The sequence below is a fragment of the Sporosarcina sp. FSL W8-0480 genome, assembly GCF_037963765.1.
Taxonomy (GTDB): Bacteria; Bacillota; Bacilli; order Bacillales_A; family Planococcaceae; genus Sporosarcina.
The window spans coordinates 1,080,204-1,093,789 of the sequence record NZ_CP150166.1 but is presented as its reverse complement, the minus strand read 5'-3'; the positions used below and the strand labels follow the sequence as shown (position 1 = coordinate 1,093,789).

General features: G+C 44.1%; 11 protein-coding genes. All 11 read right to left on the bottom strand.

Annotated features, from left to right (window positions below; all coding sequences use genetic code 11):
- Nucleotides 1-25: 25 nt before the first annotated feature.
- The 11 genes from NSQ43_RS05705 to NSQ43_RS05655 all read right to left on the bottom strand — a co-directional run bounded on the left by NSQ43_RS05705 (nucleotide 26) and on the right by NSQ43_RS05655 (nucleotide 13,572).
- Entirely contained in the window at nucleotides 26-595 is a 570-nt protein-coding gene (locus NSQ43_RS05705) for a thioredoxin family protein (protein WP_339253819.1), read from the bottom strand.
- Nucleotides 596-715: 120 nt separating this feature from the next.
- Nucleotides 716-2,146 carry an Asp-tRNA(Asn)/Glu-tRNA(Gln) amidotransferase subunit GatB gene (gene gatB / locus NSQ43_RS05700; protein ID WP_339253817.1) on the bottom strand — a complete coding sequence of 477 codons (1,431 nt, stop codon included), beginning with the start codon at nucleotides 2,144-2,146 and terminating at the stop codon, nucleotides 716-718.
- Nucleotides 2,146-3,612 carry an Asp-tRNA(Asn)/Glu-tRNA(Gln) amidotransferase subunit GatA gene (gene gatA, locus NSQ43_RS05695; protein ID WP_339253815.1) on the bottom strand — a complete coding sequence of 489 codons (1,467 nt, stop codon included), beginning with the start codon at nucleotides 3,610-3,612 and terminating at the stop codon, nucleotides 2,146-2,148. Before gatA ends, gatB begins: the two co-directional genes overlap by 1 nt.
- Before the next feature lie 25 nt (nucleotides 3,613-3,637).
- Complete coding sequence (gene gatC, locus NSQ43_RS05690; protein WP_339253813.1) at nucleotides 3,638-3,925, bottom strand: Asp-tRNA(Asn)/Glu-tRNA(Gln) amidotransferase subunit GatC; 288 nt, start codon at nucleotides 3,923-3,925, stop codon at nucleotides 3,638-3,640.
- A gap of 79 nt (nucleotides 3,926-4,004) precedes the next feature.
- Entirely contained in the window at nucleotides 4,005-5,114 is a 1,110-nt protein-coding gene (locus tag NSQ43_RS05685; protein WP_339253811.1) for a CamS family sex pheromone protein, read from the bottom strand.
- A 6-nt stretch (nucleotides 5,115-5,120) separates the two neighbouring features.
- Nucleotides 5,121-7,157: an NAD-dependent DNA ligase LigA gene (gene ligA, locus NSQ43_RS05680; protein ID WP_339253809.1), complete on the bottom strand. Its 2,037-nt coding sequence runs from the start codon at nucleotides 7,155-7,157 to the stop codon at nucleotides 5,121-5,123.
- A gap of 12 nt (nucleotides 7,158-7,169) precedes the next feature.
- Entirely contained in the window at nucleotides 7,170-9,401 is a 2,232-nt protein-coding gene (gene pcrA / locus NSQ43_RS05675; RefSeq protein ID WP_339253807.1) for a DNA helicase PcrA, read from the bottom strand.
- Between the two features lie 229 nt (nucleotides 9,402-9,630).
- A complete protein-coding gene (locus NSQ43_RS05670) occupies nucleotides 9,631-10,326 on the bottom strand; it encodes a heptaprenylglyceryl phosphate synthase (RefSeq protein WP_339253805.1) in 696 nt (231 codons plus the stop codon).
- An 87-nt stretch (nucleotides 10,327-10,413) separates the two neighbouring features.
- Nucleotides 10,414-10,731: a YerC/YecD family TrpR-related protein gene (locus NSQ43_RS05665; RefSeq protein ID WP_339253803.1), complete on the bottom strand. Its 318-nt coding sequence runs from the start codon at nucleotides 10,729-10,731 to the stop codon at nucleotides 10,414-10,416.
- A 30-nt stretch (nucleotides 10,732-10,761) separates the two neighbouring features.
- Nucleotides 10,762-11,844, bottom strand: a complete 1,083-nt coding sequence (locus tag NSQ43_RS05660) for a DUF3048 domain-containing protein (protein WP_339253801.1) — start codon at nucleotides 11,842-11,844, stop codon at nucleotides 10,762-10,764.
- Nucleotides 11,845-11,853: 9 nt separating this feature from the next.
- Nucleotides 11,854-13,572 carry an adenine deaminase C-terminal domain-containing protein gene (locus NSQ43_RS05655; RefSeq protein ID WP_339253799.1) on the bottom strand — a complete coding sequence of 573 codons (1,719 nt, stop codon included), beginning with the start codon at nucleotides 13,570-13,572 and terminating at the stop codon, nucleotides 11,854-11,856.
- Nucleotides 13,573-13,586: the final 14 nt, after the last annotated feature.

The window sequence follows — 13,586 nt, the reverse complement described above, 5'->3', positions numbered from 1 at the left end:
AAGTATTTGTTCCACCAAATACCAATCAATTCGTTTTTTGTAGTGCCGGCATGAATGTTTTGCGAATGTCTTCATAGACCGTCAACCATAATTCGGGTTGTGTCGTATATTCTGTCATCAGTTCTGAAATGAAGGCACGCTGTTTCTCATCAAATGATGGATCTTCTTTCGCAGGGAGCTGCTTACGGCGCTCAAGTACATCCTCTTGTATCGAAGCCGCGCGTGGACCCCATTTCGAAATGACCTCCCCTTCATCATCTAAAAGCAGATATATCGGGATTGATCTTCCGCCATTTGTCAAATGTTTATCGATTAAATCTGTATCTTCATCACGATAGGCAGTCCGCACGTCCAATTCAGCAGCTTCAGCAATTCTACGAAGGATTGGATTATTCATCATGGCGTCCCCGCACCAATCTTCAGTTATGACCAAAACATTTGGCTTTTTCTCTTTCAAGATTTCAATGAACTCATCGTCCTGAGGCACTTCGAATTTTTCGTAAATGCCGAAGCTGTTCTCTTTATGCTTCTCCATCTTATCCATATACGCTTCAAGAGTTATTGCTTCATCAAAATATTGTTTTTCAGTTTTCATATTTACACACTCCTTTCCCTTAGTTTAAGTCTATTCACCAGCCGAATCAAATAGGATGCTAACGATAAAAGTAAAACGCCCTATACACACGGGCATAGGGCGTTCACTAATATTGATTGGTTATCGCTTGTTAATTTCCTCAAGGAGGATTTTATTGACCATCGGCGGGTTAGCTTGACCCTTCGTCGCTTTCATAACTTGTCCGACGAGGAATCCGACAGCACGATCCTTACCGTTTTTATAGTCTTCTATGGATTGTTCATTCGCATCCAAAATCTCTGTTACGATTGTACGAAGTGTTCCTACGTCCGAAATTTGAACGAGGCCTTTTTCCTTCACGATATCGGCAGCGTTTCCACCGTTCTCGATCAGTTCTTTAAACACTTTCTTCGCAATCTTAGATGAAATAGTTCCATCTGCAATCAGTTTAATCATGCTGGATAACCCTTCTGGTGTAAGGGCTGTATCATGCAGTTCTTTTTGTTCAGCATTCAAATAAGCGGAAACTTCACCCATCAACCAGTTGGAAGCAAGCTTCGCATCAGCTCCAGCAGAAACAGTTGCATCGAAGAAGTCCGACATTTCCTTCGTCAATGTCAATACATGTGCATCGTATTCCGGCAAATCCAACTCCTTGACATAACGAGCTTTACGAGCGTCCGGAAGTTCAGGGATTTCAGCACGAACACGGTCCTTCCACTCTTGGTCAATATGAACTTCAGGAAGGTCCGGATCGTTGATGAAACGGTAATCATTTGCACTTCCTTTAACGCGCATAAGGACTGTTTGGCCTGTCGACTCGTCATATCGGCGGGTTTCTTGTTGGATTTCTCCTCCAGAAAGAAGGATTTTTTCCTGGCGTTCTACTTCATTCGCAATTCCACGGCGTACATAGTTGAACGAGTTCAAGTTCTTCAATTCCGTTTTCGTGCCGAATTCCTTCTGACCGAATGGACGCAATGAAATATTGGCGTCACAACGGAGTGACCCTTCCTCCATACGGACATCGGAAACGCCTGTATATTGGATGATTGCTTTCAATTTCTCAAGAAATGCATAAGCCTCTTCAGGAGAGCGGATATCCGCTTCCGTAACGATTTCGATAAGCGGCGTTCCTTGTCTGTTTAAATCAACAAGTGAGTACCCGTTATCCGTATGCGTCAACTTCCCAGCGTCTTCCTCAAGGTGAACACGTTCGATACGGATTTTTTTCTTTTTCCCTTCAACTTCAATCTCAATCCAGCCGTTTTGGCCGACAGGACGTTTATCTTGGGAAATTTGGTATGCTGCCGGATTGTCCGGATAGAAATAATGTTTCCGGTCGAAATTCATGACGTCCGCCACTTCACAGTTCAAGGCAAACGAAGCTTTCATACCGAAGTCAACTGCACGTTTATTCAACGTTGGAAGCGTACCCGGGTATGCCAAGTCAGTGACATGAATATTCATATTCGGCTCCGCTCCGTAATGGGATGGTGCCGGCGAGAAGATTTTCGTATCAGTTTTCAATTCAACGTGGACTTCAAGCCCTACAATCGTTTCAAAGTTCATTATTCATTCCCCTCCCCTAAAGATGGAGATTGCGTATGAAAATCAGTCGCTTGCTCATAAGCGTGAGCCACTTTGTATAGGAGTGCCTCATCAAAATGTTTCCCGATAATTTGTAAGCCCACTGGCATTCCATTAGAAAGGCCACATGGTACTGAAATTGCCGGAACACCTGCCAAGTTGACAGAGACTGTTAATACATCATTTGCATACAATGTCAATTGGTCCTGCACCACATTGCCAATTTTATAGGCTGTTGTTGCACTTGTAGGACCGATGACAACATCATATTTTTCAAATAAAGTCGCAAAGTCTTGTGCGATTAGTGTTCGGACTTTCATCGCCTTCACGTAAAGGTCCTCGTGATGATCCGCACTCAATGCGTAAGTTCCGTAAAGAATACGCTTCTTCACTTCAGTTCCGAATCCTTCAGAACGTGAACGTAAATAGATTTCGTCCAAGTTCTTTGCGCCTTCCGGATGGTATCCATATCGGATGCCGTCAAATCTTGCAAGGTTTGAAGAAGCTTCTGATGTAGCGATTGCATAATAGACCGGTGAAGCGTATTTGGAATGAGGAAGCGTTACTTCCTCCCAAGTTGCACCAAGGGATTCAAGTACTTTTAATGCTTGCAAAACGGATTCTTTTACGTCTTCCGCAATACCTTCACCTAAGTATTCCTTAGGTACCGCAATTCGCAATCCTTTAATGTCGCCAGTCAAGCCTGCACGGAAATCAGGAACCTGGATAGACGAAGAGGATGAATCCCATGGATCCACTCCTGAAATCGCATTCAAAAGAAGCGCATTGTCCTCAACAGTTCGAGTGATTGTTCCGATTTGGTCCAAAGACGATGCGAATGCAACAAGACCTTTGCGGGATACTCGTCCATATGTCGGTTTCATCCCGACAACACCACAAAAAGCGGCAGGTTGACGGACTGATCCCCCTGTGTCTGTGCCAAGTGAGAAAGGCACTTCCCCAGCCGCAACTGCTGCAGCTGATCCACCTGAAGATCCGCCTGGAACGCTATCCAAATTCCATGGATTGCGCGTTGTCTTGAAAGCTGAACGCTCCGTTGTTGAACCCATTGCAAACTCATCCATATTCAACTTCCCAACGCTGACCATGCCGGCCTGGTTGAGTTTGTTCATGACGGTCGCATCATAGACCGGAACAAAATTTTCAAGCATTTTGCTCGCGCATGTCGTTGTGATGCCTTTTGTAATGATATTATCTTTTATCCCGATTGGTAGACCGAACAAAGGGCCGCGATTTTCCATCGGTTCATTATCTAAAGACTCCGCCCTAAGTAAAGCTTCTTTTTCAGTCACTTTAAGAAATGCTTGCACTTTCCCGTCAAGTTTTTCTATTTGTTTCAGTGAATCTTCGGTCAATTCTTTGACAGAGACTTCCCGATTATGTAAAAGTTGTTGAAGTTCTGCTGCCGACTTTTTCATTAACGTCATATTACATCCTCCTCAAAACCCGTTCTCACAGGATATTCGGAACCTTTATCATTCCGGCTTCATGCTCTTCCACGCTTGCCAACATCTCTTCCCGGTCAAGAATATCTTGTGGAACATCTTCCCTAAGCACGTTGACAAACTGCAACGGATGAGTCATCGGCTCTATATGATCTGTTTGGACTTCTTTCAACACATCGCCAAAACCGACCAAATCGGAAATGATATCAGCAAAAACTTCAGCTTCCTCATCCGACACACCAATCCTTGCGAAATTCGCGAAGTATTTTACATCGTCTTGTGTAAATTTCGTCATTTGATTTCCTCCCACTGCAATTGTACGACTAATCATACCATCTAACTGTTTTGTTGAAAAGATTCGGGCACGAGAGATATCAGTACCCGTATACATGGACAAATTCTTTTTCTCCGGCTTTCTTTACGATCAATGCCTCTGGACCGTTTACTGTAGTGATGCTCACTTCAACGTCGATATCCGAGTAATACTTTTTGACAAGGTCAGTCAAAAACTGTGTGAACCCGATGATCTCAGACTTCCCAAAAAATTGGAGAGGTATATTAATCTGAAGCGACTGCATTCGATTTTCTTTAAAAAATCCAGTTCCAATTACGTTCACGAAGCTTGGGAAGTACTTATCGATGTCCTGTTTAAAATGACTAAATGTCGTGTTGAGCTCACGATAATTATCAATGTCAGATGAGGCAGGAAGCAATACATATTGCTCATTCACTACTTTCCATCCAGACGGTGCTGATTTACCTTTATCAGCAAAAGCTGTTGCAAAGTATGTGCCCGGAACAATTGAATTCCTTTTTTCTTGCTTGAAAAGACCGACGACTATTGGAATATCAGCAAATCCTTCTTTCGATCTAAGCCTGCTGACAATGGTTTCAGCCATTTCCATTCCTTTCTTTTCAAGTTCCTTGTCAGGAATGGTCGTTTGTTTACCATCTCTGCTGTAATAGACTGAATTTAAAGCAAGTCCTATGGATATTCCGGATAGATGCACTTTCCTGTCATCCGTCATCGTCAAATAATTCTGTTCCAATATATGTGCAAGATAGATTGGCTGCACCTCTGCATCCTCTGCCTTTGCTTCCGGCGGATTCAAGCCTTCTTCATTATTGGAACTTCTCGCAAGCCAAGCACTTGCAGTAGCACTATCGATATACTGACCTTCCTGGAAAAAGTGATTTTTCGGATCAAAATGCAGGGCAGATAGGCGCATCAGGCCTTCTTCTGCCTCCTGGACATCGTACTTCGTGTAAATATTGCTAACAACAAGGCCACGGCTTGCGCTTTTCTTAAAAGGAAGGAGCGTCCTGTAAAACTCGTCTTTCAATTGGACGTCTGGAATCATGACAGTTTCCTCGACTTTTTCATTTTCCTGGACGACATCCTCTTTTTTGGGGCCGATTGAAGGTAGACAGCCGCCCAAGAGGAGGACGGCCACCATGCCGGGGATTACTAATAACCTTTTCATACAAAATTACTCCTTTTCGCCGAGCGCATCGACCAACTCTGTTTCATTCCAAACTGTGATGCCAAGCTCTTGCGCTTTAACAAGCTTGGATCCGGCATCTTCACCTGCAATGACAAGATCCGTCTTTTTACTGACGCTTCCACTCACTTTACCACCCATTGCCTCTATTCGTTCTTTTGCTTCATGACGCGTCAAAATCGAAAGTTTTCCTGTCAATACAACCGTCTTACCGGCAAATGGTCCTTCTGTCGGCAACTCCCCGCGCACTCGTCCTTTGTACTCCATATTAACACCGTATGACTCAAGCTTGCTGATCACTTCCTGGACATCTTCATTATCGAAAAATGAAATGACGGAATCGGCGACCTTATCTCCGATTTCATGAATGGATGTGAGCCTATCAGCATCGGCACCTGCGATTTTCTCAAGCGTACCGAATTCTTCCGATAAAATATGCGCCGCCTTTTCTCCAACATGTCTGATGCCAAGCCCAAACAGAAGCTTCTCCAGTGAATTCTCCTTTGATGCTTCAATTGCGGAGATTAAGTTCGATGCAGATTTCTCCCCCATTCGTTCCAACGTTAAAAGCTGGTCCTTCGTCAGGGCGTATAGATCCGAAACATCATGAACGAGACCTGCAGTATACAATTGGTCAACAACCCGCTCCCCGATCCCTTCGATATTCATCGCATTGCGGGATACAAAATGGATGAGTGCTTCTTTCATCTGTGCCGGACATTGGGGATTCACGCATCGTAATGCCACTTCTCCCTCAATTCGTATAAGTTCAGAATCACATACTGGACAATTGTCAGGCATTTGGTAAGGCACTTCCATTCCTGTCCGTTGTTCAATGAGAACACTAACGACTTCCGGAATGATATCCCCAGCTTTGCGAATAATGACAGCGTCTCCGATCCGAATGTCTTTTTCGCGGATCAGGTCCTCATTGTGAAGGGACGCCCTGGCCACTGTCGTCCCCGCAACTCGTACTGGTTCCAAGATTGCTGTTGGGGTGACAACTCCCGTCCGACCAACACTTAACTCAATATCAAGAAGTTTTGTATGAACTTCCTCAGCCGGGAATTTGTATGCGGTCGCCCATCTTGGACTTCTTGCCGTGAATCCTAATTGCTCCTGGTCTTCATACCCATCCACTTTAATGACGATGCCATCGATTTCATAGTCAAGATCCTGTCTTCGTTCCTGCCATGACTCTATATACTCGATCACTTCATCAATAGAACTGCATCGCTTACTTCCTGTATTCGTCTTAAATCCGAGAGTAGAAAGAAAATCGAGTGAATCCGAATGGCTGTCTTGTCCATACGCACTTCCATCTCCGCCTATTCCGTAAATGAATACGGAAAGGTTGCGGCTAGCAGCGATTTTCGGGTCTAACTGCCGCAACGATCCCGCCGCAGCATTACGTGGATTTGCGAAAGGCTCCTCCCCGTTTTCATCACGCATTTCATTCAATTTCACGAATGATTTTTTCGGCATATATGCCTCACCGCGGACCTCAATTGTGAGAGGTTCCGACAGTTTCAAAGGAATCGCGTGGATCGTCTTCAAATTGGCTGTTATGTCCTCCCCAATTGTCCCGTCCCCGCGTGTCGACCCTTGGATGAAGATGCCGTTTTCATATTTTAATGAAACGGCAAGTCCATCTATCTTCAGTTCACATATATATGTGATGGCATGACCTGCACCCGCTTGTACCCGCCTATCGAAATCACGAATATCCTCTTCGTTAAATACATTCGAAAGGCTAAGCATCGGAAATTCATGGACCACTTTACTGAAACCGGCAAGGATTTCCCCTCCAACACGCTGCGATGGAGAATCTGGGAAAACCAAATCCGGATGCTCAGCCTCGATGGCCATCAATTCTTGTAAAAGTTGGTCATAAACAGAATCAGGGACAACCGGTTTATCCAATACATAATAGGCATGTCCATACTCTTTGAGCAGGTCATTGAGTTCCCGCACACGTTTTTCAACGTCATTCTTATCTATGTTTTGATTTAAGTTTTGGGCCATGTTTTCCTCTCCCTACGCTTTTTCTATCGGAGCGAATTTGGCAAGTAGCCGCTTGATGCCGACTGGTTCCGGGAATGCGATATCTAGTTCAAGATCGTCTTCCTTTCCTTTTACGCTGACGACCATGCCGGTACCCCAAGTTTTATGGGTCGCCTTGTCGCCCGCTTTCCAGCCCATTTTCTCTCCACCACTTGATTGATAAACCGGCTTTTTGACTGCGGGTCGAACAGGCATTTCCGTTCTTCTTGACCCTCCAAATGAAAAGCCTTGATTGTTATTCGATTGCACTTCAATAATATCATCAGAAATTTCCGCAATGAAACGTGATGGATTATTAAAATTCGAACGTCCAAACAACGTCCTGTATGACGCGCAAGTCAGGTAAAGCATACGCTCCGCCCTCGTAATTGCAACATACGCAAGTCTGCGCTCCTCTTCCATCTCTTCATCATCCCCAATCGATCTTGAGTGAGGGAAGATATTCTCTTCCATCCCAATAACAAATACGACTGGAAATTCAAGTCCTTTTGCTGCATGCATCGTCATAAGGACGATTTTTTCAGATGTTTGGTTCTCTTCTTTATCCAATGAATCTATGTCTGCAATTAGCGCAAGATCTGTCAGGAAGGCAACAAGCGAACGATCCCCCTCTTCCTCCGCTCTTTTTTCAAATGCTTCCGTAACGGAAAGGAATTCCTCGATATTTTCCAATCGACTTTCCGACTCGATTGTTTTTTCTCGTATTAGCATTTCCTTATAGCCTGTCTTTTCTAACACTTGTTCAACTAACTCTGTGACCGACAAATACTCCTGCATTTGTGTGAATCCATGGATCATATCCCTGAACTTCACTGCTTCATTCGCCGCTCTTGCTGTCAGCCCCATGAAATGCACTTCCTGTAAAGCATCAAAGATTGAACGATCGTTTTCTATCGCAAATTGCGCCATTCTGTCGAATGATGTTGCTCCAATGCTCCGTTTCGGCTCATTGATGATCCTTGCAAGCGCCAAATCATCGTCGTTATTCGCAATTAATTTCAAGTAAGCCAATAAATCCTTAATTTCTTTTCGGTCATAGAACTTCGTCCCCCCGACAATCGTGTAGTCCAAATTGGATTTCACAAGGTATTCCTCAATCATACGGGACTGCGCATTTGTTCTGTACAATATCGCGAACTGATCCAGTCGGAGATTTTCACTTTCCTTCAACTCGATGATCCTTTGTACGATAAATTGGGATTCATCCCTCTCGTCAGAAGCCTTATAGACGGTAATTGAATTACCTTCTTCGTTGTCAGTCCGTAATTTCTTATCGTATCTGCTGCGGTTGTTTTGGATTACATCGTTCGCGGCCTTCAGAATGTTTTTCGTCGATCGATAGTTTTGCTCCAAAAGAATGACGGTTGCTTCTTTATAATCCTTTTCGAATGAAAGGATATTGCCGATATCTGCACCACGCCATCTGTAGATGGACTGGTCCGAATCACCGACTACACATAGATTACGGAATTTCGATGCCAACATTTTAACAAGTCTGTATTGAGCATTATTCGTATCTTGATACTCATCAACATGGATATATTGGAATTTATTTTGATAAAATTCGAGGACTTCCGGTACGCGTTCAAATAGTTTGAGAGTCATCATGATGAGGTCGTCAAAGTCAAGTGATTGGTTTTGACGAAGTTTCTTCGTATACCCTTCGTAGACAGTTGCGATTGTCTTTTCGTACGGGTTATGCGGATTGATTTGTCCCTTATATGTTTCCGCATCGATGCATTCATTTTTTGCTGAGCTGATTGCTCCAAGCATTGCGCGTGGGTCGTATTGTTTCTGATCGATGTTTCGTTCTTTCAGTACGTTTTTGATGACAGTCAGTTGGTCGGATGCATCAAGGATGGAGAAGCTTTTTGCGATTCCGATCCGATCGATGTCTCTTCGTAATATACGTACGCACATTGAGTGAAATGTGGATACCCACATTCGTTCGCCTGTTCCCGGTCCTAAGAGGCCGTCGATCCGTTCGCGCATTTCTCTTGCTGCTTTGTTTGTGAATGTGATGGCTAATATGTTTGAAGGGTAGACATTTTTTTCGACGATCAAGTAGGCGATGCGATGCGTGAGTACTCTTGTTTTGCCTGAGCCTGCTCCTGCCATGATGAGGAGTGGGCCTTCGGTTTTTTTTACTGCGCGGGCTTGTTCGGGGTTCATGCCGACAAGCAAGTCTGCTGCTATTTCATTCAAAAGGATTCCCGCCTTTCGTGGAACGTTTGTTCTTTATTATAGCTTATAAACCTAATAAGTAATACTGTTGATTTCCGCTTCGGGCGGACGCTTTCCGAGGGGCACGGCTTCAGCCTCCTCACTGCGCTTCGCTTCGTTGCGGGGTCTTCAGCTCGTGCTGATCCCTCTGGAGTCGCCGCCCTACGCTTCAATCAACGTAGATTGCTAATACTAATAGTGCAATAAATAATTAATGAATGATTACTGATTTTACAGCTTCTACTGTTGATAGGGCTGCTTTTAAGTCTTCGTAGATGATGTTGCCTACTATGATTGTTTGGGCGATGGAGGCCATTTCTTTGGCTTGTTCTGCGTTTCGGATGCCTCCGCCGTAGAATAGTTGTGTGTTTTTCAGGACACGTGCGGCAGCTTTTACGATTTCTTTGTCTCCGTATGTTCCACTATATTCGATATAGAAGACCGGTAGGTTGAAGAGGTGTTCTGCCATACGGGCGTATGCGATGACATCTTCTTCATCTGGTGCTTCCTCCACTCCGGTAAGTTTTGCTGCTTTGCAATCTGTGTTAAGGATGCAATAGCCTTCAGTAATTATTTCATCCCAGTTCATCATATGGCCGTATTCCTTTAAGGCAGCGTGGTGGATTCCGTTGATCCATTCCGTTTTTGTGGAATTCAATACGGTCGGGATGAAATAATAGTCGAATCCCGGCGTGACCGATTCGACGGTCGATACTTCAAGGGCGACTGGAACGGAAAATCTTCGAATACGTGCCAATAAATCAAGGACGTTTTCGAGTGTGACACCGTCCGTACCACCTACGATAATACCGTCCGTTCCCGATTCGGCAAGTCTTTCAAGTACATCTTCCGTTAAAGTTTTAGCTGGGTCCAATTTAAAGGCGTGGCGCCATTGTTTATAATCCATTGTTTTACCACCTAATCCGTCAAATTACGTTGTTTTCTTCTATCCCTCAGTATACCAAAAAAACAGGCGGAACGTTTCTCCGCCTGTTCACTTCTTCTCGCTATTTTCGACGAGCTCCGGGTAGAGACGATTCAACACGGTGTTGTAGCCCCCCGAACCGTAGTCAACACAACGTCTGACACGTGAAATTGTCGCTGTACTTGCTCCGGTTTCGTTTTGGATTCGATCGTATGTCTTTTTCTGTTTCAACGCATGTGCCACTTCCAACCGCTGAGCCATCGATTGCAATTCACTCATTGTGGAGAGATCATCAAAAAACATATAGCATTCTTCGAGGTCCTTCAGTTCCAATATGGCTTTGAATAACTTGTCCGTCTGCTCGCTTCGGATTTTATTTATTTGCATGCTTGTTCCCCCCTATTTCCTATCGTTCGTTCAAGGAGTATAAGTGACCGATTTTGATATTCCTGAAGTTGGAAGAATGTGAACCCACGTTCTTCCAGGGACTAATTTAGCTGGGGCACCATTTTCGAAAGGTACTAAAAAACCATCGATATTCTTCCATTCCAATTCTTTGGCAATACCCGCCTGGAACAGAATAGCTTTTCCGCCACTTTCAATATCGATTGCCAGTCTGCCTACGCTATCGATTGTGCGATGAGCTGCTTCAAGAACGAGCACATTGGAAACTCCAACTGGCGTGTCATTCAATTTATCAATTGTTTTGATGCCATTTACCATCCGGTCATACGTTGCATTTTCCGGATCATATGAGAATGTAGATATGAAATTTTTATCCGAACTGAAACGAATGTCAATCATTGTTGCAATATCCCCAACTCTTGCATCCTCGACTGAATCATGGAAGGAAAACTCTGGAACCTTGTCAATTTCTGTAGATGAATTTGTTTTTTCCATAGCTGATTGGATATTCTCTCCGCTAATATAGGAATTATGTGGTGCTTTTCTGTCCGATGATCTTTTGAATAAAGTCCCGTCATACTGCATGCCATTCACATGATCGACATAACGACTAGCTAAAAGTTTTTGTGCATCCGGACTGTAACCATGTGCCACGTAAAATGCGTCCATTCCTTTCGCCAAATAGACGAAATAATCACGTGCACTTCGGATTGGCCCTACCGTTTCCGGCAGTTCACTTTGGAATAATGCCAAGAAGCGGGTCATATTTCCTTCAGCAAGAAATTCATATACGACATCCGCCTCGCTGATTCCCGATTGGGGCCTTGCAGCCGGATGGTTGTTGATGGTTGCAAGGACGGGTCTCGCCCAATTTTCTTCCTCTGTTAACACCCCGGTGAATGGAGATTGAAAACGGAGCAATCCATTCATATCATCCTCTTCATCGGTTTCCTCTACTACTTCTTCAACTTCATCACTTTCTGAAGGCTCTGGATTTTTCTCCTCCGCACCCACCTTTTCATCCTTTGAACACGCAGACAGCAACAGCAACAAAATGGCCATCCCTAAAAGCCATCCCCTCATTTTCCCCTTCATTACTTCCTCCTATCTTTCCAAAGATGGAATGATTACTTCGTTCTTCATGACATTATAAAGCCCTTTTTGGGTTGCACGTACGTATGGCAAATGTGTAGATTGTAGGAATAGGAATGTATATACCGCATCCCCATGTGTATATCCCCGTTCCGAGAGTGCTTTTTTCAATTTCAGTTCCTGTTCAATCAATACTTCGACATTTTCTGCTGACAATCCTCCACCGATTGGAAGTGGTATTGATGCTGCTACACTTCCATTTTCATGCAACACCATCCCACCCTGCATTTTTTTCATTTCATGGAATGCATGGAGCATTTCTTGCTTATCTTTTCCTACCAAGATGATATCTCCTGTATTGGAATAAGAGGTCGCAAAGCCTTGCACATGATCGGCAAATCCTTTAATGACCGTATTAACTCGCCATTTTCCATTCCGATCGATGAGCATAAGGAAGCTTTCGTCATGTTCGCCAGACAACTTGTCCACTGAGAGGTCAATTGTCACCTCATATGGTTTTGTTATGACATCATTCACCATTTCAATCCCCACTGAATGTTTAAATTCGAAATCCTTTTCATCCAAGTCAAAGTCAAGATTGAAATCAGGAACAGTCGACCAATCCACTTTCTTGAACGGTTCTGTTGGTTCGTTGTTCCGTAGCAGCCACTTGCCTTTCGATAGGACATCCGTCGGAACAGGATTATATTCATCCTCAAGGAAGTTAAGCGTCGCGTATCTACCAGTTGCAATTACACCATGCAAATCGGCGACATCATAATAACGTGCGACATTATAGGAGGCCATTAAATAGGCATCTACTGGGTTAAAGCCTGCATCGAGCGCGACTTGAATGCATTTATCCATGACGCCATCCGTATGGAATGAAGGCGTGGAGCCATCCGTTGTCATCATCAAATGATCGAAAATATCATGCCCTTTTTCAATGATTCCTCTTAATAAATCTGGCAAATCCGGTCGAATCGATGAATGGCGGAGTGTCACTGCAAACCCATGAAGTAGGCGCGCTTCCACTTCCTCAACTGTCATCGATTCGTGATCGCCATCGACACCTAACAATTTCATTTTCGCAAGCGTTCTTTCGGAAGAGCCAGGGAAGTGTCCTTCGATTTTTTTACCCGCCTTTTTTGCAGCAATGACGGATGCCGTAATATCCGGATCTCCATTCATGAGACGTGGCCACCCAGTCAATTCCCCGCCCATCAGGACATCATCGCGTTTCAACCATTCTGAAATCGCATCAAGGTTGAACATTTCTCTTTCATTTTGCAAAACCGTTTGTGAATCAAATCTTGCCCACCAATAGAACGAGAATGGCAGCTTGTGCAGTTGTTCGATCACTTTGAAAGCCTTTTCATTCCCTAAGAGCATGAAAAACGTCAGATTATCCGATAGGAACGTCGTCGTCCCAAGTCGGCCCGCATACTCTGCAAATGTTTCCGGATTATATAGCTGGAAAGGATGGACATGTGGTTCGATATAGCCAGGGACGACTTTTTTACCCGCAGCGTCCACGATTTCAGTCCCTTCTGACATTGCTGGCATCCTGCTGCCTACATAAACAATCCGGTCGCCAGAAATCCATATATTCCCTTCCATCCACTTCTTGAATATCGAATGAAGGTACGTCGCATTTTTAATAATTAGATCGGGTGCTTTTTTACCGTTTATAATCCCAAGTTGCTGTTGAACCTCATGTTGACTCCACATATTGATATACTCCT